This window comes from Stutzerimonas stutzeri, assembly GCF_024448935.1.
Classification (GTDB): Bacteria; Pseudomonadota; Gammaproteobacteria; order Pseudomonadales; family Pseudomonadaceae; genus Stutzerimonas; species Stutzerimonas stutzeri_AO.
On the sequence record NZ_JAMOIE010000037.1, the window covers coordinates 22299 to 42301 of the forward strand.

The following is a 20003-nucleotide window of genomic DNA, read 5'->3' on the forward strand; positions in this document are numbered from 1 at the left end:
AGCTTTCCTGGCATCAATCAGGATTGCGGCGCGCCTGATGCAACTTGCGCATCAGCTCGGCTTCGGACTGGGACAGACCGCAGGATTGCGTCAGATCATCGACGCTGGCACCCATACCAACCAGTCTGGCCGCTTGGGAAAAGGCGAAGGTGTGCGGATCGCGCTGCTCGAGTTGGCCCAGCTTTTCAGGCAACGGGGCAACGATGCGCGACAGCTCATGCAGCTCTTTGCCCAGTCGAACGTTGCTTTCCAGGTAGTCATCCAGCCGGGTGGTGAGCGCCTTGATGCGCTGGTCACGGGCAGCGTCTGCGAGCGCTTGCGTTTGTGCCTGCTGGCGCTGGCGGCGGAACAGCCAGATGCAGCAACCGAGCAATGCGAGGCAGCATAAGGCAAGCGCAACGACTGCCGCTACCAGCGACGCGATCATGTTTCAGATGCTCTCAAGTTCCGCCCATTCTTCTTCGCTCATCATCTTGTCCAGTTCGACCAGAATCAGCAGCTCATTGTTCTTGTTGCACACGCCTTGGATAAACTTCGCCGATTCATCGTTACCGACGTTGGGTGCGGTTTCGATCTCCGATTGGCGCAGGTAGACCACCTCGGCAACGCTGTCGACCAGGATGCCGACCACCTGGCGGTCAGCCTCGATGATGACAATCCGGGTGTTGTCCGACACCGGCGCCGTGTCGAGACCAAAGCGCTGGCGTGTATCGATCACCGTAACCACGTTGCCGCGCTGGTTGATGATGCCCAGCACATGGCTGGGCGCACCCGGCACGGGGGCGATTTCGGTATAGCGCAGCACTTCCTGAACCTGCATCACGTTGATGCCATAGGTCTCGTTATCCAGACGGAAGGTTACCCATTGCAGGACCGGATCATCGGAACCCTGTGCGGAAGTCATCTTCATAGCCCCACCTCTTCATGTACCGCACTGGCGGTGATTCCATCGATTACTCGGGGCGCTTGCGTGCCCCTCTGTTTGTTCAAGTCGTTACCACGGAACGCCCTTGAGATGTCGGGTCGCACCGCTGGCGATCAGCTCGGCGAGCGCGGTCACGTCCAGCAGCGCACACATGTGGTCAATCACCGTCCCGGCGAGCCAAGGGCGCTGAGTACGCTGAGTGCGCCACTTCACTTCTTTCGGGTCCAGACGAATCGAGCGGCTGACCTGGTGTACCGCCAGCCCCCACTCATAGCCCTGCACCGAAATCACATACTGAAGTCCGTCGCGGAAATCGTCGCGATACCGCTCAGCCATGACCCAGCGCGCGGTATCCAGCACTTTCAGATTGCCTGCCTGGCTCGGCAAGATGCCGAGGAACCAGGCAGGCTGGCCGAACAACGGCGTCAGTTCCTGCCCGGCAAGCGGATAGATCGAGCCGAGACTGACCAACGGCACCGCCAGCGTTAGCCCGGCCACGTCGAACAACAGGCACTCGAACGGCTCCTCGCCCCACTCCGGCGGGCGGCTCAGGATCGCTGGCGGACCGCCCGGCGCCTGGCCCTGCGACTCGAGAATGGCAACGGGTTCGACCGGTACAGGCGGTGCCTTCGCGGGTAACTCAGGTGGCAATTCGAGCAACGGCTGCGCCTCGACTATCACCGGAACGGCAACAGCTTCGGATTCGGGCGGAGTAACCGGGCGCAGCGCAACCACCCGCTGTGCATCGCGCTGTTGCTCCTCGAGCACGGCAGCCTGAAACTCGTCTGGACTGACCGATTCGGCCAGTCCGATGACGGCGTCCTGCAACAGGGCGTCGAGATATGACTGCAGCGCCTGTTGCGATCGGCTTTCTTTAAGAACGGTACGACTCATGGAACCAACTCGTGCGAACCCACTGGATAGGCTATCGGCCGCACCCCTGTCGAACTTGAACTGCGAACGCGGCCATACGTCGTCATTCAGGCCACCTGCGGCGGAGCTTGCGCCGCCAGCAGTGTCTTGAGCAGGGCGCGATAGGCGAGCACGCCTCGGCTGCCGGGATCATGCTGGGACGGCGTCAGGCCGGCACGGCTGGCATCGCGCAAACGGGTATCGATCGGAATGAAGGCTTGCCAGAGGTTGTCCTGGTAACCGTTACGCAGGACCTTTAGCGTGCTCATCGAGGCTGCGGTGCGGCGATCAAACATCGTCGGCACGATGGTGTAAGGCAAGGCCTGCCGGCGCGATCGATTGATCATGCTCAGCGTGCTGACCATCCGCTCCAGGCCCTTCATGGCCAGAAACTCGGTTTGCACCGGAATGATCAACTGCTGGCTGGCTGCCAGCGCGTTTACCATCAGAACCCCAAGCAGCGGCGGGCTGTCGATGATGGCGTAGTCGAAATCCTGCCAGAGCTGCGAAAGACTCTTGGCGATGACCAGCCCGAGACCGTTCTGGCCGGGGGACTGACGCTCCAGCGTCGCCAGTACCGTGCTGGATGGCAACAGGGAAAGGCGTTCATGGCTGGTCGGCAGCAGCAGTTGCCAAGGCAAACCCTCGGGAACCGTGCCCTGGTGCTGGAACAGGTCGAAGACGCTGTGATCGAGGTTGTCCGGGTCATGGCCGAAATAGCTCGTCATCGAACCATGGGGGTCGAGATCCAGCGCTACGACCCGCTTGCCCGAATCGGCCAGCAAACCGGCAAGTGCAATGGAGGTAGTGGTCTTGCCCACTCCGCCTTTTTGATTGGCTACAGCCCAGACTCTCATATGTGTCTTTCCATCCGATCGAACCAGACCGGGATCGGCCGTCTCGACCTTGGCCGGCGACGGAGAATTGACGACGCCGCGAGCGGCACCTAACGATCAGAAGAAACAGCACGTTGTGTGCCAGGTTGCGGGGCCGCTCCGACAGGTCGAGCATTCCCACTTCCCACGCCACTGACGCTGCGCCGCACCTCCAGGTTGCGTGAAACAACCAGAATCACCCGACGATTGCGCGCCCTGCCCTCGGCAGTGGAATTGTCCGCAATGGGCTGAAATTCGCCGTAACCCACTGCGGCCAGGCGTGCCGGGTCGACACCGTCGGCCGCTAGCATCCGCACCACACTGCCGGCACGTGCGGCGGAAAGCTCCCAGTTGGTAGGAAACGTTTCGGTGTTGATCGGCAGGTTGTCAGTGAACCCTTCGACATGGATGGGGTTGTCGAAAGGCGCCAGAATCCCGGCAATCTTCTCCAAGAGATCGAACGCATGATCGTTGGGCAACGCATCGCCACTGGGAAACAGCAGGCTCGAATTCAGTTCGATTTCAACCCAGAGTTCATTGCCGCGAATCGTCAGTTGCTTCGAATCGATCAGATCGGCAAAGGCCGCCTGCATGCTCTGCATGATGCTTTGCAGCGGATCGATTGGCTGCTGAGACGATTGCGGCGCGTCGATCTGGAATGCATCCGGCTGCGTGATACGTGGTGTCTGTTCACCGATCGGAATCGGCTTGACCGCTCGGTCGACCTGATTGAAAACGCCTACCAACGAATCGGACAGAATCTTGTATTTACCCTCATTGAGCGAAGAGATTGAGTACATCACCACGAAGAGGGCGAACAGCAGGGTGATGAAATCCGCGTAGGACACCAGCCAACGTTCGTGATTCTCCGGCTCTTCGCGAGTGCGGCGACGGGCCATTCAGATGCCTCCAGCGTTTAGCGCGCCACTCAGCGAGCCAGGCGTTTCAGAGCCTGAGCGGATGATCGTCTTGACTGGAGTCTTTTCCATCTTGGTTCCCGGGACCGCAGCGGCAAGGGTGCCGTTGGCATTCCGTCAGTTAATCGATGAACCCCTGGAGCTTCATTTCGATTGAACGAGGGTTTTCTCCTTCGGCAATCGACAGAACCCCTTCCAACAACATTTCGCGGTAAGCGGTCTGCTGCTGCACCACGCTCTTGAGCTTGTTGCCCATCGGCAACGCCAGCAGGTTGGCAAAGGCCACACCGTAAATCGTGGCAACGAATGCAACCGCAATACCACTGCCCAGCTGACTGGGATCGGCGAGATTGCCCATGACATGTATCAGCCCCATCACCGCACCGATGATGCCTACCGTGGGCGAATAGCCACCCATGCTCTCGAACACTTTTGCGGCCCTCAGATCGCGGGTTTCCTGCGTGTACAGGTCAACCTCGAGAATGCTGCGAATCACTTCCGGCTCAGCACCATCGACCAGCAGCTGCAAGCCTTTGCGTGCGTAGGGATCAGGCTCGGTTTCGGCGCTCGGCTCAAGACCCAGCAAACCCTCCTTGCGCGCCGTGGCGCTCCAGCTCGTGACCAAACTGATTCCACGGACCATGTCGATACGCGGGGGAAAAAAAATCCACCCCAGCACCGACATTGCGCGCATGAACACCGCCATGGGCGTCTGCAGCAGCACCGCACCGAGCGTACCGCCGAGCACGATCAGTGCGGCCGGGCCATTGAGCAGCGCCGACACATGCCCGCCTTCGAGGAAGTTACCGCCGACAATGGCAACAAACGCAAGGACCAGCCCGATCAGGCTGAGCACATCCATCAGAGGCACGCCTCGCTCAGATGGCGACCGATGTCATCAAGCCCGTAGACGGCATCGCTGAGGTTGGCCTTGACCACTGCCATCGGCATGCCATAAATCACACAACTGGCCTCATCCTGCGCCCATACCTGGCTGCCGCTCTGCTTGAGCATCCGCGCGCCTTCACGGCCGTCAGCCCCCATACCGGTCAGCACGACCGCCAGCACCTTGTCTCCGTACGCCTTGGCGGCTGATCCAAAGGTGACGTCGACGCAGGGCCTGTAATTGAGGCGCTCGTCGCCCGGCAGGATGCGTACTGTGCCGCGCCCGTCGACCATCAGCTGTTTGCCGCCCGGTGCCAGCAGTGCCAAGCCTGGACGTAACAGATCGCCGTCTTCGGCTTCCTTGACGCGGATATTGCAGAGCTTGTCCAGACGTTCGGCGAAGGCTTTGGTAAATGCGGCCGGCATGTGCTGGATCAGCACGATAGGCGCCGGAAAGTTGCCAGGCAGCTGCGTTAGCACGCGCTGAAGCGCCACCGGCCCGCCAGTCGAGGTGCCGATGGCGACCAGCCGGTACGACTTTCGACGAGGCGCCGAAGCCGGCGCCGTATGGCCGGGCGTCGTATGCCGGGCGCCAGGAGCCGTGCCCGACACGACGCCGGCTGACCGCCCCCCCGGCACGGTCGCAGCCGGAGCGACACTGGTACTGCTGAAGCGGCGATTGCTGCGCGAAATCGTATGGACCTTCTCGCAGAGCAGCTGCTTGACCTTGTCCGGATTGCGCGAAATGTCCTCGAAATTCTTCGGCAGAAAATCCACCGCTCCGGCGTCCAGCGCATCGAGCGTCACCCTCGCGCCTTCGTGGGTAAGCGAAGAGAACATCAGCACCGGGGTCGGACAACGCTGCATGATCTGCCGCACCGCGGTGATGCCGTCCATCATCGGCATCTCGTAGTCCATGGTGATGACGTCCGGTTTCAACGCCAGCGCCTGATCGATTGCCTCGCGTCCGTTGGTCGCGGTGCCGATTACCTGGATATTCGAATCCGAAGAAAGGATCTCCGATACTCGGCGGCGAAAAAAGCCGGAATCGTCCACCACCAGGACCTTGACTGCCATAAAACAACTCCTAGCGACAGCGGTCCGTGAACACCCGCTGCCTACTGATCAGATCCGGCGTGCGTAACGCTTGAGCATGCTCGGGACATCCAGGATCAAGGCGATACGACCATCGCCAGTGATAGTCGCACCGGACATGCCCGGAGTGCCTTGCAGCATCTTGCCCAACGGCTTGATCACCACCTCTTCCTGCCCCACCAGCTGATCGACGACGAAGCCGATACTCTGGTTGCCGACGTTGAGGATCACCACGTGCCCTTCACGCTGCTCTTCGAGCGCGGCGCCGCGCACCAGCCAGCGCTTGAGATAGAACAGCGGCAGCGCCTTGTCGCGCACGATCACCACTTCCTGACCATCAACCACGTTGGTACGGGACAGATCGAGGTGGAAGATCTCATTCACACTGACCAGCGGGAAAGCGAACGCCTGATTGCCCAGCATCACCATCAGGGTTGGCATGATCGCCAGCGTCAGGGGCACTTTGATTACAACGCGCGAGCCCTGGCCTTTGTTGGAGACGACGTTGACCGTGCCGTTGAGCTGCGAAATCTTGGTCTTGACCACATCCATGCCAACGCCGCGGCCGGACACGTCGGAGATCTCCGTCTTGGTCGAGAAGCCCGGCGCAAAGATCAGATTGTAGGATTCCAGATCGCTCAGGCGATCGGCTGCGTCCTTGTCGAGCAAGCCCTTCTCCACCGCCTTGGCGCGCAGGACCTCGGCATCCATGCCTTTGCCGTCATCGGTGATCAGCAACAGGATGTGGTCGCCTTCCTGTTCAGCGGAGAGCACGACCTTGCCGGTGCGCGGCTTGCCGGCAGCTTCGCGCTCTTCCGGTGTCTCGATGCCGTGATCCACCGCGTTGCGCACCAGGTGCACCAGCGGATCGGCCAGTGCCTCCACAAGGTTCTTGTCCAGGTCGGTTTCTTCGCCGACCAGCTCCAGATTGATCTCTTTCTTGAGGCTGCGTGCCAGGTCACGAACCAGACGGGGGAAGCGGCCGAAGACCTTCTTGATCGGCTGCATGCGCGTTTTCATCACGGCGCTCTGCAAGTCAGCGGTCACCACATCGAGGTTGGACACGGCCTTGGCCATGGCCTCATCGGCACTGTTGGAGCCCAGGCGCACCAAGCGGTTACGCACCAGCACCAGTTCACCCACCATGTTCATGATTTCATCGAGCCGCACGGTATCGACTCGAACAGTCGTTTCAGCCTCGCTCGCGGACTTCTCCGGAGCGGCAACAGGCCTGGATGCAAGCTCCGCTTTCGCCGGGGCAGCAGCCTTGCTCGCTACGGCATTTGCTGCCGGTTTCGCTGGCGCAGCCTGGTTCTCGGCAGGCACAGCTGCAGCCGCGACTGGCGTGGCCGCATCGGGTTCAAATTTGCCCTTTCCATGCAGTTGGTCCAGCAGCGCTTCGAATTCGTCGTCACTGATGTCATCGCCACCCGCCGCGGCTGGCTTGTCAACGGACCCGACGGGGGCAGCAGGCGCAGCGGCAGCCGGTTCGGCGAACCGGCCTTTGCCATGCAGTTGATCGAGTAACGCCTCGAATTCGTCGTCGGTAATCTCGTCGCTGGCAGACTGTCCCGCCACCGCAGCCGTACTGGTCACCGCAGTCGATTGCTGCTCCGTGGCGAATTGACCCTTTCCATGGAGCTGATCGAGCAGTGCTTCGAACTCCTCGTCGGTAATTTCATCCGGGGCGTTTGAAGACGGCGCCTCGGCAGATTCGTCCAGCGCGCCAAGAAACTGCTCGAACTCGCTGTCGGCGGTCATGGCGGGCTCAGGCTCGACAGACGCTTCGACTAGGGGTTGCTGCGCTCCGGCCGGCTCGGCCAAACGGGCCAGCGCTGCCAGCAGCTCGGGCGTCGCCGGGGTTACTTCGGTCCGCTCGCGCACCTGGCTAAACATTTCATTGATGGAGTCCAGGGCCTGCAGCACGACATCCATCAATTCCGAGTCGACGCGACGCTCACCCTTGCGCAGGATGTCGAAGACGTTTTCAGCGATGTGGCAGCACTCCACCAACTCATGCAGCTGGAGAAACCCGGCACCGCCTTTTACCGTATGGAAACCGCGAAAAATCGCATTGAGCAAGGCTGTGTCATCGGGGCTGCTTTCCAGCTCCACCAACTGCTCTGACAATAGTTCGAGAATCTCGCCGGCCTCTACCAGGAAATCCTGGAGGATTTCTTCATCGGCGTCGAAGCTCATATTTAACTTCCCCTAAAAGCCCAGGCTCGAAAGCAGATCATCAACGTCGTCCTGCCCGGATACGACACCTTCACGTATATCGGCATGCATCTGCGGACCTTCACCATTGGAAGGCTGTTTTTCCTGTTTTTTCATTGCCTGCTCGGCGCGCATCGCTTCGCGGTCGTGCTGGATGCCCGCCACGCGGTCAACCTGGCCGGCCATCAGCACCAGATTAAGCAGGTTACTTTCGAGTTCGGTAATGAGCCGGGTCACTCGTTTGATCACCTGACCGGTAAGATCCTGGAAATCCTGGGCCAGCATGATTTCGCTAAGGTTCTGCGACAGCTGGCTGCCATCGTTCATGCTGCGCTGGAGAAACTGGTCGATGCGCCTGACCAGCTCACGGAACTGTTCAGCGTTCATATCGCGCCGCATGAAGCGCTGCCAGTCGGCGGTCAGGCTCTGCGCCTCATAGCTGACGTAGTTCACCAGCGGCGCCGACTCTTCAACCAGGTCCATGGTGCGGTTGGCTGCTTTTTCGGTCATATCCACGACGTAGGACAACCGGTCCGTGGCGTCGGTAATTGGGGAAGGGTCGCCGCCGGTCGCACAGGTATCCATTTCCAGCTTGACGATGGCGTTGTGCAGCTCACGCGTGAGTTTGCCAACCTCCTGGTATAGTCCCAGGTTGCGTGCCTGATTGAGCTCATTGAACATCTGCGTCGCTTCTTCGAAGCGGCCTTGCTGCAGACTTTCGATCAATTGGGGTGCATGAGCCCTCAGAGTCGCTTCGAACTCTGCCAGGCCTTGGTCTGCTTGCGTCATAGTGCCCTCGCGGCGTTACTGCTTCAGCCGTTGACGCGCTCGAAGATCTTTTCGATCTTCTCTTTGAGCACCTGAGCCGTGAATGGCTTGACCACGTATCCGTTAACGCCGGCCTGTGCGGCCTCGATGATCTGGTCGCGCTTCGCCTCGGCAGTCACCATCAGCACCGGAAGATGCTTCAAGCGCTCATCCGCACGCACCACACGCAGCAGATCGATGCCGCTCATGCCGGGCATGTTCCAGTCAGTGACGAGAAAATCGAAACTGCCACTTTTCAACATCGGTAGAGCAGTAGTGCCGTCATCCGCTTCGGCGGTATTGGTGAAGCCCAGATCGCGCAAGAGGTTCTTGATGATCCGTCTCATGGTCGAGAAGTCATCGACGATGAGGATTTTCATGTTCTTGTCCAAGTACACCTCCGTAAATCCCGAATCCGAGACCTGCTCACGGTCTGTTTGCGAGCCTCATGAATGAAGCTCGTAAGCGGTCTCTAATGCTTTTGTCGCAAACCGGTCGTTAACGCGCGCGCCACTCGCCAAGACGAGCCCGCAGACGGGCCGCGCACTGGCTGTGCAACTGGCTCACCCGTGACTCACTGACACCCAGTACCTGACCGATTTCCTTCAAGTTCAACTCTTCGTCGTAATACAGCGAAAGCACCAACTTTTCACGTTCGGGCAGGTTACTGATGGCCTCGGCCAACGCCTGTTGGAAACGCTCGTCTTCAAGATCGCGGGACGGTTCCGGATGGGTGCTGGCTGCATCCTCCTCGAACTCGCCATGCTCGCCTTCCTGAAGCAGATCATCGAAGCTGAACAGGCGGCTGCCCAGGGTGTCGCCCAGAATGCCGTAGTACTCATCGAGACTCAATTTAAGTTCGGCCGCAACGTCCTGATCTTTAGCGTCGCGTCCTGTTCTTGCCTCAATGGCCCGAATCGCCTCACTGACCATGCGCGAGTTTCGGTGTACCGAACGCGGCGCCCAGTCACCCTTGCGCACCTCGTCGAGCATGGCACCGCGGATGCGGATACCGGCATAAGTCTCGAAACTCGCCCCTTTTCCGGCGTCATATTTTTTTGACGCCTCCAGCAAGCCGATCATGCCGGCCTGCATCAGGTCGTCGACCTGCACGCTCGCCGGCAAACGCGCCAGGAGGTGATAGGCAATGCGCTTGACCAGCGGCGCGTACTGATCGATGAGCTGGTATTGGGAGTCTTTAGCCTGAGCTTTGCTGTAATACATACCGAATCCAGCCGCTATTGTTCGTTAGGCTCTGCGGCGGGCCTGACCAGGCGCTCCACAAAGAACTCCAGATGACCGCGTGGCGTTGCCGGCAACGGCCAGGTGTCCACCTTCTGGGCGACAGCCCTGAACGCCAGCGAGCACTTTGCACGCGGGTAGGCCTCGTAGACGGCGCGCTGCTTCTGCACGGCCTTGCGCACCGATTCGTCGTAGGGAATCGCGCCGACATATTGCAGCGCCACGTCGAGGAAACGCTCAGTCACCTTGGTCAGCTTGGCAAACAGATTGCGGCCTTCCTGCGGCGCATGGGCCATGTTGGCCAGGACCCGGAAGCGGCTGATGCCGTAGTCACGATTGAGCAGTTTGATCAGCGCGTAGGCATCGGTGATTGACGTTGGCTCGTCGGTCACCACCAGCAGCACTTCCTGCGCGGCGCGCACGAAGCTCACCACAGCGTCACCAATGCCAGCGGCGGTGTCGATGATCAGCACATCGATATCATCGCCGATGCCGCTGAAGGCCTGAATCAACCCCGAATGTTGCAGGGTAGACAACTGCACCATGCTCTGCGTGCCGGAGGCCGCGGGTACGACACGGATGCCGCCCGGCCCTTGAATCATTACGTCACGCAGGTCGCACTCGCCGGCAATGACGTCGGCCAGGGTGCGCTTGGTGGTCAAACCCAGCAGCACGTCGACATTGGCCAGTCCAAGGTCGGCGTCGAGCAACACCACCCGGCGACCGAGGTCGGCCAGCGCCAAGGCCAGATTGACCGACACGTTGGTCTTGCCGACGCCACCCTTGCCGCCGGTCACTGCAATAACCTGTACGGGATGCATACCCATTTTCACACGCCTATCTCTTGCTGGAGCCCTTGGGCCATCGATGCGTTCAGCGCGAACGCGTCTTCTTTATGTGCTTCTCGGAGCATTGCGTTCATCCGACCTTCCGAGAACCGTTGTACAGATCGACAAACAGCTCAGCCATGGTTTCCTCGCTAGGAGCCTCTTCCGATTGCAGGCTCACCGCGCGACTGACCAGCTGGTGACTGCGTGGCAGATGCAGATCGTCAGGGATGCGCGGCCCATCGGCAAGGTAAGCGATGGGCAGGTGCTGACTGATGATAAGACCAAGTACGTCACCCAGGCTCCCGGCTTCATCCAGTTTAGTCAGAATGCAGCCCGCCAGCCCGCAGCGACGGTAGTTGTGCCAGGTCGCCTTGAGCACCTGTCTCTGGCTGGTCGCCGGCAGCACCAGGTAATTCTTCGACTGGACACCGCGATCAGCCAGTGCTTCGAGCTGAACACCCATCATCGCGTCGCCGGCCGGCAGGCCAGCGGTATCGATCAGGATCAGGCGCTTGCGAGCCATCGGCGCCAGAGTCTTGCTCAATGGCTGACTGGGATCGATCTGGATGACAGGCACGTCGAGGATGCGCCCCAAGGTCTTCAGTTGCTCCTGCGCGCCGATGCGATAGTTGTCCATGCTTGCCAGTGCAATGCTTTGCGCGCCGTGCTTGAGCACGTAGCGCGCCGCGAGCTTGGCCAGCGTGGTGGTCTTGCCGGCACCGGCCGGGCCGACCAGCGCAATAAGGCCGCCCTCTTCCAGCGGCTCGACCTTGCTGACCTTGATCGATTGCGCCAGGTGCGCCAGGAGCATGCGCCAGGCCTGACGCGGTTCGGATACGGTGGACACCTTTTCCAGCAATGCGCGCGACAGCTCAGCCGGCAAGCCGAGGCGTTGCAGGCGGCGCCAGAGCCCGGCCTGTTGCGGACGACGGCTCTGCTCCTGTCCCCAGGCAATCGAACCGAGCTGCACTTCGATCAGTTCGCGCAACCCCTGCAGCTCCGACTGCATGGCTTCGACCGCACGCGTATCGAACGAAGCACTCGCGGCGACTGGCGCTGGCTGAACGGCAGCAGGTTGCTTGTCAAGCAGTTGACGATCCTGCCCGGCAGGGCTGCGCGATGGCGCTTGCAGCTCCGCATGGGCACTGGCGATACGCGCCTGGGTCTTGCGCAGCTCCGCTTCCAGCGCCGCATTCGACTGCTTCGGAGCTGCCGACTCCATCGGATAATCAAGCACCGCGGTCAACTCGACGCCGCCGGCTACGCGACGGTTACCCGTGATCACGGCATCGGCGCCCAACTCGGCACGAATCATCTTCATGGCGATACGCATGTCGGCTGCGAAGAAACGTTTGACCTGCATGGCCTGTAGCCCTCGGTTAATTCTGACCCACCGTGGAAACGATGGTGACCTGCTTGTTATCCGGTATTTCCTGGTAGGCCAGGACATGAATGTTCGGTACGGCGAGCCGGGCGAACCGCGACAACATCGCGCGGACCGGACCTGCCACCAGCAGTATCGCCGGCTTACCCAACATTTCTTGACGCTGTGCGGCCTCTACCAGGGACCGTTGCAACTTCTCGGCCATTCCTGGTTCCAGAAGAATGCCATCTTCGGAGCCTTGCCCTGCCTTCTGAAGGCTATTGAGCAATATCTGTTCCAACCTCGGCTCCAGCGTGATCACAGGCAGCTGCGGCTCAAGCCCGACAACGTTTTGCACAATTGCGCGTGACAGCGCGACCCGTACCGCAGCCACCATCGCGGCGGGATCTTGACTCTTGGCGGCGACGTTGGCGATGGCCTCGGCGATGGTCCGGATGTCACGCACCGGCACCTGCTCCTGCAGCAGGGCCTGCAACACCTTGAGAAACGTAGACAGCGAGATCATCCCGGGCACCAGCTCCTCGGCAAGCTTGGGCGAGCTCTTGGCCAGCAATTGCAGCAGTTGCTGGACTTCCTCGTGGCCGAGCAACTCATGGGCATGCTTGTGCAGTATCTGGTTGAGGTGGGTCGCCACCACCGTGCTGGCGTCGACCACCGTGTAGCCGAGCGATTGCGCCTGATCGCGCTGGCTGGCCTCGATCCACACCGCTTCCAGGCCGAAGGCCGGATCCTTGGCGGCAATACCGTTGAGCGGGCCGAACACCTGACCCGGATTGATCGCCAACTCGCGATCCGGATACACCTCTGCTTCCGCCAGGCTTACACCCATCAGTGTCAAGCGATAGGCGTTCGGCAACAAGTCGAGATTGTCGCGGATATGCACAGATGGCATCAAAAAACCCAGGTCCTGGGAGAGCTTCTTGCGCACCCCCTTGATTCGAGCCAGCAGCTGTCCACCCTGGTTGCGGTCGACCAGCGGAATGAGCCGGTAACCGACCTCCAGACCCACCATGTCCACCGCTGTCACATCGTCCCAGCCCAGCTCTTTGGTCTCGGCTGTGCGCTGGGCAGGGAGCATTTCCTGCTGCTTCTGCACGTCCTGCTCGGCCTGCTGCGTGACCTGCTTCTGACGATGCCAGATCCAGTAGGCGCCGCCCGCGGCCACCGCACCGAGGCCGAGGAACGACAGGTGCGGCATGCCGGGCACCAGTCCCATGGCGATCATGATTCCGGCAGACACCGCCAGCGCCTTGGGCGAAGCGAACATCTGTCGGTTGACCTGCTGGCCCATGTCCTCGGAACTGGTGACGCGGGTCACCATGATGGCTGCGGCAGTGGAAAGCAGAAGCGATGGAATCTGCGCGACCAGGCCGTCACCGATGGTCAGCAACGCATAGACCTGCCCTGCCTCGCTGAAGCTCATGCCGTGTTGCGCCATACCGATACCGACGCCGCCGATCAGGTTGATGAACAGGATCAGCAGGCCGGCGATGGCGTCACCGCGGACGAATTTGCTCGCACCGTCCATCGAGCCGTAGAAATCCGCCTCGGAGGCGACTTCGACCCGGCGCAACTTCGCTTCGGTCTGATCAATCAAACCGGCGTTGAGGTCGGCGTCGATGGCCATCTGCTTGCCAGGCATGGCATCGAGGGTGAAGCGCGCGCTGACTTCGGAGATTCGCCCGGCACCCTTGGTGACCACGACGAAGTTGATGATCATCAGAATCGCGAAGACGACGATACCGACGACGTAGTTGCCGCCGATAACCACGTTACCGAAGGCCTCGATTACATGGCCTGCCGCCGACCCGCCCTCATGGCCGTTGATCAGCACCACTCGGGTCGACGCCACGTTGAGCGCGAGGCGCATCAGCGTGGCGACCAGCAGAATCGTCGGGAACACGGCGAAATCCAACGGCCGCAATGCATAGACGCTGACCAGCAGCACGACGATCGACAAGGCGATATTGAAGGTGAACAGCAGATCCAGGAGGAACGGCGGCACCGACAACATCATCATGCCCATCATCACCAGCAACAGCAGCGGCACACCCAGGTTGCCCCGCCCTGCGCTCGCCAGGCCATTGCCGAAATTGATGAGTTGCGTGCGATCCACGTAGACCCCGCCAGACAAGACCAAAGAATTGACGCGAAAACGCATCCTGTCCGGGCTATAGCAAGAAGGAGTCCAATTTCGATCCCGCATCGATACGGCCCTCACCAGCCCATGACGGGCCAATCGAACGCGCCTGGACTGAGGCAGTCAGACAGTCGACGGGTGGCGTGACGCTGCCCTCCTTCAGTCAAACAGGAGCGTGCTATGAAACAGTGGTTAATCGCTGCAATGGCTAGCTGCGCCGCGGTTGGCGTGCAGGCCGAAACCCTTTCAGTCGATATGAACAAGGTCAACGATCAGGGCGTTGCCAGCTCTGTCGGCACCGTGAAGGTCGAAACCACCGATCAGGGCCTTGTATTTCGTCCCAATCTGTCTGGCCTGAACGCGGGCGCGCATGGCTTCCACGTCCATGCCAATGGCAGCTGCCAGCCCGCGGAGAAAGATGGCAAGCAGGCCGCAGCCGTTGCAGCCGGCGGCCACTGGGATCCGAAGAATGCTGGCAAGCATGGCGAACCTTGGGGCGATGGGCACATGGGTGACTTGCCCGTCCTGGTGGTCGATGCCCAGGGCAATGCCAGCCAACCAGTCCTGGCGCCGCGCCTGAAGAGCCTCGGCGATCTCAAAGGGCATGCGCTGATGGTTCATGAAGGCGGCGACAATTATTCTGATGAACCCAAACCGCTCGGCGGTGGCGGCGCTCGGGTGGCCTGCGGGGTGATCGAATAGGAGCAGTTGCAAGCGGCAAGCTACAAGCCGCAAGAAGGCAAGTGCCTGCCCGGCCACAAAATGAGCGAAAGCCCCACCTGATCGGTGCGCCTTCGCGTTCAACTTGCAGCTTGGGGCTAGCAGCTTGTAGCTGCTTATTCATCCCTGCGCAGATCCGGCGGGATCGGCAGACTGCTCAACGGATCTGGCCGCTTGCCCTTGCCGGAGCGGTACTGGCGTAGCTGATACACGTACGCCAGTACCTGGGCCACAGCGAGGTACAGCCCCGCCGGGATTTCCCGGTCGAGCTCGGTTGAGTAGTACACCGCTCGCGCCAGCGCAGGGGATTCGAGCACGGTCACCTGATGCTCGTTGGCGATTTCGCGGATCTTCAGAGCGACGAAATCCCCACCCTTGGCCACCAGCATTGGCGCCCCGCCTTTGCTGCCGTCGTATTTCAGCGCTACGGCGAAGTGGGTCGGGTTGGTGATGACCACATCAGCGTCAGGGATGGCCTGCATCATCCGGCGTTGAGCGGCATCACGTTGCAGCTGCCGAATCCGCGATTTGACCTCGGGCTTACCCTCGCTGTCCTTGTACTCGTCGCGCACTTCCTGCTTGGTCATCATCAGCTTCTGCTTGTTGTCCCAAAGCTGGAAAGGGACATCCACCGCGGCAATCAGAATCAGCCCGCAGGCCATCCACAGTGCACACCACCCCACCACCTCGACACTGTGCATGATGGCCAGATCCAGCGGCTGTTTGGCGATCGACAGCAGATCGTCCTGATAGGCGGCAAGCACCGCCAACGCCACCATCAACACCACGAGAAACTTGCCAAGCGCCTTCAGCAGCTCGACCAGGGCCTTGGTCGAGAACATCCGTTTAAGGCCCGCCCCGGGGTTCATACGGCTGAACTTGGGCGCCATTGCCTTGGCTGAAAAAAGCCAGCCACCCAGGGAGATCGGGCCGATGATGGAGACGAGCAGCAGCACGATCAGCAGCGGCATGATGGCTTCGAGGGCGATCATGCCGCTGCTCATCAGCAATCGCACCATAGCGCCTTCGTCCAGCAAGGTTTCACGGCCGAGCTCGAAGCTGCCTTGCATCATCGTCATCAGGCTGCCCGCCAGACTGGCGCCAGACGCAAGCAATCCGCCGATCCCGCCCAGCGTCACCGCCACCGTATTCAGCTCTTTGGAGCGGGCCAACTGGCCCTTCTCGCGCGATTCCCGAATACGTTTCTCGGTGGGCTCCTCGCTTTTGTCGGCACCGCTCTCGCTCTCAGCCATGCACGGCCTCCGGCAGCATCGAGGAACAAATCAGCATCAGCGTTGACCGCTCAATTCGCGCAGCATCGCCAGCGCTTCACTGACGAACGTCTGATATTGGGCAAGAATGTCGGCCATGCCGATCCAGACGATGATCAAGCCGAGCACCAGCGTCAGCGGAAAACCGATCGAAAAAATGTTCAACTGCGGCGCGGCGCGGGTCATCAGGCCGAACGCCAGGTTGATCACAAGCAGTGCCGTGATTGCTGGCAGTACCAACAACAGGCCGGCGCCGAGCACCCAGCCAAGCTTGCCGGCCACTTCCCAGAAATGGTTGGTGCCAACCAGCCAGCCGCCGATCGGCAGAGTCACGAAGCTTTCGGTGAGGATTTCCAGCACCACCAGGTGCCCATTCATGGCCAAGAACAGCAGAATCGCCAGCATATTGAAGAACTGGCCGATCACCGGCACCGAAACACCATTGGCCGGATCGATCATCGACGCGAAGCCCAAACCCATCTGCATGGCAAGCAGTTGTCCGGACACGACGAACACCTGAAAGAACAGCTGAAGCACGAAGCCCAGCATGACCCCGATCAGGATCTGCTCCGCAATCAACACCAGCGCCTGCCCGCTCAACGCGTCCACCACAGGGACTGGCGGCAATCCGGGCACCAACACCACCGCAATCGCGACTGCCAGATAGAGCCGAACCCGCATCGGCACCAGCTGGGTACCAATGATCGGCATGCTCATCAGCAGCGCCGCAATGCGAAACAACGGCAGCAGAAACTGCCCGACCCAGGCACCGATCTGCGCATCGCTGAGTTCAAGCACCGGCATACGCCTCGAAGGCCCAGATCATCAGGACTAGCCGATGATCAACGGAATATTCTGGACCAGACCCTGGGTGTACTCCATCAGCTCTCGAACCAGCCAAGGCCCGGCCCAGATCAGCGTCAACAGCATGACCAACAGGCGCGGCAGAAAACTCAGGGTTTGTTCGTTGATCTGGGTGGCCGCCTGAAACATCGCCACCACCAGGCCGACCAGCAGACTGGGCACGACCAGCACGCCAACGATCATGGCGGTCATCCAGAGGGCCTCACGAAACAGGTCAACCGCGACTTCGGGTGTCATGCGTGTCTCCGTATAGGCCCTAGAGCGTGCCGAAACTGCTGGCCAGCGTACCGATGATCAAACCCCAGCCATCGACCAGCACGAACAGCATGATCTTGAACGGCAGCGAGATGATCAGCGGCGAGAGCATCATCATGCCCATCGCCATCAGCACGCTGGCGACCACCATGTCGATGATCAGGAACGGGATGAAAATCATGAAACCGATCTGGAACGCGGTTTTCAGTTCGGAGGTCACGAATGCCGGAACCAGGATGGTCAGCGGCGCCGCGTCCGGAGTCTGGATATCGGTCCGGCGCGACAGCCGCACGAACAGCTCCAGATCGCTCTCGCGGGTCTGCGCGAGCATGAAGTTCTTCAACGGCACCTCGGCCCGTGAAATCGCCTCTGGCGCAGACAACTGCTGGTTCAGATAGGGCTGCACCGCCTCGTTGTTAATGCGCTCGAACACCGGCGCCATGATGAACAATGTCAGAAAAATGGTGAGGCCCACCAGGATCTGGTTCGACGGCGTCTGCTGCAGGCCCAGCGCCTGACGCAAGATCGAAAAGACAATGATGATGCGGGTGAAACTGGTCATCAGCATGACGAACGCCGGGATGAAACTCAGCGCTGTCATGATCAGCAGAATCTGCAGGCTGACCGAATATTCCTGCTGGCCTTGGGCATCCGTGCTTAGGGTAATGGCCGGTATCGACAGCGGATTGTCGCCCTGCGCGAACAAACCACCGGCATCCTGGCCCACGGCGAACGGGGCGGCCAGAGTCAACAGGGCCGCCAACAACAATCGAAGCATCAGGGCTTGTCCTTATGGTCCCGCCCGAGCAGCTCCATCAGACGCTGGGCGAATTCCGGATTGGCCGGCTCGGCATCCGGGAGGTGTACCGGTTCCTCAAGCACATGCAGTGGGGTGATCCGACCGGCGCTCAGGCCGAGCAGCACTTGTTCACGGCCGACCTGCACCAGCACTAGCCGCTCCCGAGGGCCCAGCGCGTGGCTGGAAATCAGCTTGATCGCCTGGTTGCTGCGCGGGTTCAGCTGCTGCATCCGGCGAAGTAGCCAGGCGAGCAGAAAGATCAGGCCGATCACCAGCAGCAAGCCAAGCAGCAACTTGGTCATCGGCGTGCCTATGCCGGTGCTGCTCATGCTTGCTGCGGGCTCGGCGGACACCGCTGGCAATGCCAGCAGCAGCGAAAGAAAGGCCAGAATTCGCATGTCAGCGCAACTTCTTGATGCGTTCGCTCGGACTGATCACGTCAGTCAGACGAATGCCGAACTTTTCGTTCACCACCACTACTTCGCCGTGCGCAATCAGCGTGCCGTTGACCAGCACATCCAGCGGCTCGCCGGCCAGACGGTCGAGCTCGACCACCGAACCCTGATTGAGCTGCAACAGGTTGCGAATGCTGATTTCGGTACTGCCGACCTCCATCGAGATCGACACCGGGATATCCAGAATGACGTCCAGGTTCGGCCCTTCCAGTCCTGCGGGCACAGCGGCAGCCGACTTCGGGCTGCTGCCAAACTCCTCCAGCGGCGCACGAGGCGGCGCCGGCGCTGCCGCCGGGCCCTGGTTCAGCAAGGCATCGATATCATCCTGGTTGGCGTCACCGGCCTCGGCCAGTGCCGAAGCCCACTCGTCGGCCAGCGCCTGCTCTTCGGGTGAACTGTTTTCATGTTCGTCTGCCATCGCTAGTCCTCGACCGGCTGGTAAATATTTAGCAGGCTGTTGGAAAACTACCTGCGTTGGCATTACATTCGTTAAAAACAGGCGCGGATGCGAGCCCCGTCGGAATGCTCGTTTACAACACTAAACTGGTACGCGAGCCCGCTCCGCCTCCTTGCCTGTTTTGGCCTCGTCTTGCCTGCCTCGCCTACGTTTACGGCCTGCCAGGCTAATCAACGTGGTCGCACTACAGATTCGACCACTTGCAGCGCCAGGTTGCCCTTGTGCGCACCCAGCTTGACCTTGAAAGCCGGCATGCCATTGGCGCGCATGATGATGTCTTCGGGCATTTCCACCGGGATCACATCGCCCGGCTGCATATTGAGAATCTCGCGCAGCTTGAGCTGGCGCCGCACCAGCGTCGCACTGAGCGGCACGTTCACATCGAGCACGTCCTCGCGCAGCGCGTTGACCCAGCGCTCGTCCTGATCGCTTACATCGGACTGGAAACCAGCATCGAGCATTTCGCGGATCGGCTCGATCATCGAGTACGGCAGGGTGATGTGAAGATCGCCACCGCCGCTCTCGAGCTCGATATGGAACGTCGACACGACCACCACTTCGCTGGGGCTGACGATGTTGGCCAACGCCGGGTTCACTTCCGAATGCACGTATTCGAAATTGACGTCGAGTACCGCGTGCCAGGCTTCCTTCAGATCGACGAATGCCTGGTCCAGAACCATGCGCACCACACGCAGCTCGGTGGGCGTGAATTCGCGGCCCTCGATCTTTGCATGACGCCCGTCACCGCCAAAGAAGTTGTCCACCAGCTTGAACACCAGTTTGGCGTCGAGGATGAACAGTGACGTCCCGCGCAGCGGCTTGATCTTCACCAGATTGAGGCTGGTCGGCACATACAGCGAGTGAATGTACTCGCCAAACTTCATCACCTGCACACCGCCTACCGATACGTCTGCCGAGCGGCGCAGCAGGTTGAACATGCTGATGCGCGTGTA

Annotated in this window: 22 protein-coding genes; 1 reads left to right on the forward strand and 21 read right to left on the reverse strand. The window is 60.6% G+C overall.

From position 1 onward, the window contains the following. Positions 1-13: 13 nt before the first annotated feature. The 14 genes from NA637_RS12285 to flhA form a co-directional block, all read right to left on the reverse strand. Positions 14-427 (reverse strand): DUF2802 domain-containing protein, encoded by a 414-nt coding sequence (locus tag NA637_RS12285; RefSeq protein WP_256072523.1) that lies wholly within the window; start codon positions 425-427, stop codon positions 14-16. Between the two features lie 3 nt (positions 428-430). Continuing rightward, entirely contained in the window at positions 431-910 is a 480-nt protein-coding gene (locus tag NA637_RS12290) for a chemotaxis protein CheW (protein ID WP_256072524.1), read from the reverse strand. A gap of 84 nt (positions 911-994) precedes the next feature. Beyond that, on the reverse strand, positions 995-1819 hold the full coding sequence (locus NA637_RS12295) for a CheW domain-containing protein (RefSeq protein WP_256072525.1): 825 nt from the start codon (positions 1817-1819) through the stop codon (positions 995-997). A gap of 86 nt (positions 1820-1905) precedes the next feature. Further along, positions 1906-2694, reverse strand: coding sequence for a ParA family protein (locus tag NA637_RS12300; RefSeq protein WP_256072526.1), 789 nt, complete (start codon positions 2692-2694; stop codon positions 1906-1908). Positions 2695-2783: 89 nt separating this feature from the next. Then, positions 2784-3611, reverse strand: coding sequence for a flagellar motor protein MotD (motD, locus tag NA637_RS12305; RefSeq protein WP_256072527.1), 828 nt, complete (start codon positions 3609-3611; stop codon positions 2784-2786). A gap of 139 nt (positions 3612-3750) precedes the next feature. Then, entirely contained in the window at positions 3751-4491 is a 741-nt protein-coding gene (locus NA637_RS12310) for a flagellar motor protein (RefSeq protein WP_256072528.1), read from the reverse strand. Next, positions 4491-5591, reverse strand: a complete 1101-nt coding sequence (locus tag NA637_RS12315) for a protein-glutamate methylesterase/protein-glutamine glutaminase (protein WP_256072529.1) — start codon at positions 5589-5591, stop codon at positions 4491-4493. Before NA637_RS12315 ends, NA637_RS12310 begins: the two co-directional genes overlap by 1 nt. Before the next feature lie 48 nt (positions 5592-5639). Next, positions 5640-7808, reverse strand: a complete 2169-nt coding sequence (locus NA637_RS12320; protein ID WP_256072530.1) for a chemotaxis protein CheA — start codon at positions 7806-7808, stop codon at positions 5640-5642. 12 nt (positions 7809-7820) lie between these two features. Then, the gene (locus tag NA637_RS12325) at positions 7821-8615 is read right to left on the reverse strand and encodes a protein phosphatase CheZ (RefSeq protein ID WP_256072532.1); all 795 of its coding nucleotides are present in this window, start codon (positions 8613-8615) and stop codon (positions 7821-7823) included. A 23-nt stretch (positions 8616-8638) separates the two neighbouring features. After that, the gene (locus NA637_RS12330; protein ID WP_256072533.1) at positions 8639-9013 is read right to left on the reverse strand and encodes a chemotaxis response regulator CheY; all 375 of its coding nucleotides are present in this window, start codon (positions 9011-9013) and stop codon (positions 8639-8641) included. 118 nt (positions 9014-9131) lie between these two features. Further along, a complete protein-coding gene (gene fliA / locus NA637_RS12335) occupies positions 9132-9857 on the reverse strand; it encodes an RNA polymerase sigma factor FliA (protein WP_045425763.1) in 726 nt (241 codons plus the stop codon). A gap of 14 nt (positions 9858-9871) precedes the next feature. After that, positions 9872-10702 carry a flagellar synthesis regulator FleN gene (gene fleN, locus NA637_RS12340; RefSeq protein WP_256072534.1) on the reverse strand — a complete coding sequence of 277 codons (831 nt, stop codon included), beginning with the start codon at positions 10700-10702 and terminating at the stop codon, positions 9872-9874. Between the two features lie 91 nt (positions 10703-10793). Then, complete coding sequence (gene flhF / locus NA637_RS12345) at positions 10794-12068, reverse strand: flagellar biosynthesis protein FlhF (RefSeq protein ID WP_256072535.1); 1275 nt, start codon at positions 12066-12068, stop codon at positions 10794-10796. Positions 12069-12084: 16 nt separating this feature from the next. Beyond that, entirely contained in the window at positions 12085-14205 is a 2121-nt protein-coding gene (gene flhA, locus NA637_RS12350) for a flagellar biosynthesis protein FlhA (RefSeq protein WP_256072536.1), read from the reverse strand. A 204-nt stretch (positions 14206-14409) separates the two neighbouring features. Here flhA and sodC point away from each other — a divergent pair, with 204 nt between their 5' ends. Then, positions 14410-14931, forward strand: a complete 522-nt coding sequence (gene sodC, locus NA637_RS12355; protein WP_256072538.1) for a superoxide dismutase [Cu-Zn] SodC — start codon at positions 14410-14412, stop codon at positions 14929-14931. 134 nt (positions 14932-15065) lie between these two features. Here the strand turns inward: sodC and flhB are convergent, their stop codons facing one another. The 7 genes from flhB to fliM form a co-directional block, all read right to left on the reverse strand. Further along, on the reverse strand, positions 15066-16202 hold the full coding sequence (flhB, locus tag NA637_RS12360; RefSeq protein WP_256072539.1) for a flagellar biosynthesis protein FlhB: 1137 nt from the start codon (positions 16200-16202) through the stop codon (positions 15066-15068). A 36-nt stretch (positions 16203-16238) separates the two neighbouring features. Then, the gene (gene fliR, locus NA637_RS12365; protein ID WP_256072540.1) at positions 16239-17018 is read right to left on the reverse strand and encodes a flagellar biosynthetic protein FliR; all 780 of its coding nucleotides are present in this window, start codon (positions 17016-17018) and stop codon (positions 16239-16241) included. Positions 17019-17051: 33 nt separating this feature from the next. Then, entirely contained in the window at positions 17052-17321 is a 270-nt protein-coding gene (gene fliQ, locus NA637_RS12370; protein WP_045425749.1) for a flagellar biosynthesis protein FliQ, read from the reverse strand. A gap of 19 nt (positions 17322-17340) precedes the next feature. Next, positions 17341-18117: a flagellar type III secretion system pore protein FliP gene (gene fliP / locus NA637_RS12375; protein ID WP_256072541.1), complete on the reverse strand. Its 777-nt coding sequence runs from the start codon at positions 18115-18117 to the stop codon at positions 17341-17343. Continuing rightward, on the reverse strand, positions 18117-18536 hold the full coding sequence (gene fliO, locus NA637_RS12380; protein WP_256072542.1) for a flagellar biosynthetic protein FliO: 420 nt from the start codon (positions 18534-18536) through the stop codon (positions 18117-18119). The genes fliP and fliO overlap by 1 nt, the downstream gene beginning before the upstream one ends. Position 18537: 1 nt before the next feature. After that, positions 18538-19011, reverse strand: coding sequence for a flagellar motor switch protein FliN (gene fliN, locus NA637_RS12385; RefSeq protein WP_256072543.1), 474 nt, complete (start codon positions 19009-19011; stop codon positions 18538-18540). A gap of 209 nt (positions 19012-19220) precedes the next feature. After that, positions 19221-20003 (reverse strand): flagellar motor switch protein FliM (gene fliM / locus NA637_RS12390; RefSeq protein WP_256072544.1); only part of this gene is annotated, 783 nt, incomplete at its 5' end.

Coding starts and splice junctions, on each gene's coding strand:
- NA637_RS12285 (WP_256072523.1), bottom strand. CDS start 427: ATGATCGCGTCGCTGGTAGCGGCAGTCGTTGCGCTTGCCTTATGCTGC.
- NA637_RS12290 (WP_256072524.1), bottom strand. CDS start 910: ATGAAGATGACTTCCGCACAGGGTTCCGATGATCCGGTCCTGCAATGG.
- NA637_RS12295 (WP_256072525.1), bottom strand. CDS start 1,819: ATGAGTCGTACCGTTCTTAAAGAAAGCCGATCGCAACAGGCGCTGCAG.
- NA637_RS12300 (WP_256072526.1), bottom strand. CDS start 2,694: ATGAGAGTCTGGGCTGTAGCCAATCAAAAAGGCGGAGTGGGCAAGACC.
- motD (WP_256072527.1), bottom strand. CDS start 3,611: ATGGCCCGTCGCCGCACTCGCGAAGAGCCGGAGAATCACGAACGTTGG.
- NA637_RS12310 (WP_256072528.1), bottom strand. CDS start 4,491: ATGGATGTGCTCAGCCTGATCGGGCTGGTCCTTGCGTTTGTTGCCATT.
- NA637_RS12315 (WP_256072529.1), bottom strand. CDS start 5,591: ATGGCAGTCAAGGTCCTGGTGGTGGACGATTCCGGCTTTTTTCGCCGC.
- NA637_RS12320 (WP_256072530.1), bottom strand. CDS start 7,808: ATGAGCTTCGACGCCGATGAAGAAATCCTCCAGGATTTCCTGGTAGAG.
- NA637_RS12325 (WP_256072532.1), bottom strand. CDS start 8,615: ATGACGCAAGCAGACCAAGGCCTGGCAGAGTTCGAAGCGACTCTGAGG.
- NA637_RS12330 (WP_256072533.1), bottom strand. CDS start 9,013: ATGAAAATCCTCATCGTCGATGACTTCTCGACCATGAGACGGATCATC.
- fliA (WP_045425763.1), bottom strand. CDS start 9,857: ATGTATTACAGCAAAGCTCAGGCTAAAGACTCCCAATACCAGCTCATC.
- fleN (WP_256072534.1), bottom strand. CDS start 10,702: ATGGGTATGCATCCCGTACAGGTTATTGCAGTGACCGGCGGCAAGGGT.
- flhF (WP_256072535.1), bottom strand. CDS start 12,068: ATGCAGGTCAAACGTTTCTTCGCAGCCGACATGCGTATCGCCATGAAG.
- sodC (WP_256072538.1), top strand. CDS start 14,410: ATGAAACAGTGGTTAATCGCTGCAATGGCTAGCTGCGCCGCGGTTGGC.
- flhB (WP_256072539.1), bottom strand. CDS start 16,202: ATGGCTGAGAGCGAGAGCGGTGCCGACAAAAGCGAGGAGCCCACCGAG.
- fliQ (WP_045425749.1), bottom strand. CDS start 17,321: ATGACACCCGAAGTCGCGGTTGACCTGTTTCGTGAGGCCCTCTGGATG.
- fliP (WP_256072541.1), bottom strand. CDS start 18,117: ATGCTTCGATTGTTGTTGGCGGCCCTGTTGACTCTGGCCGCCCCGTTC.
- fliO (WP_256072542.1), bottom strand. CDS start 18,536: ATGCGAATTCTGGCCTTTCTTTCGCTGCTGCTGGCATTGCCAGCGGTG.
- fliN (WP_256072543.1), bottom strand. CDS start 19,011: ATGGCAGACGAACATGAAAACAGTTCACCCGAAGAGCAGGCGCTGGCC.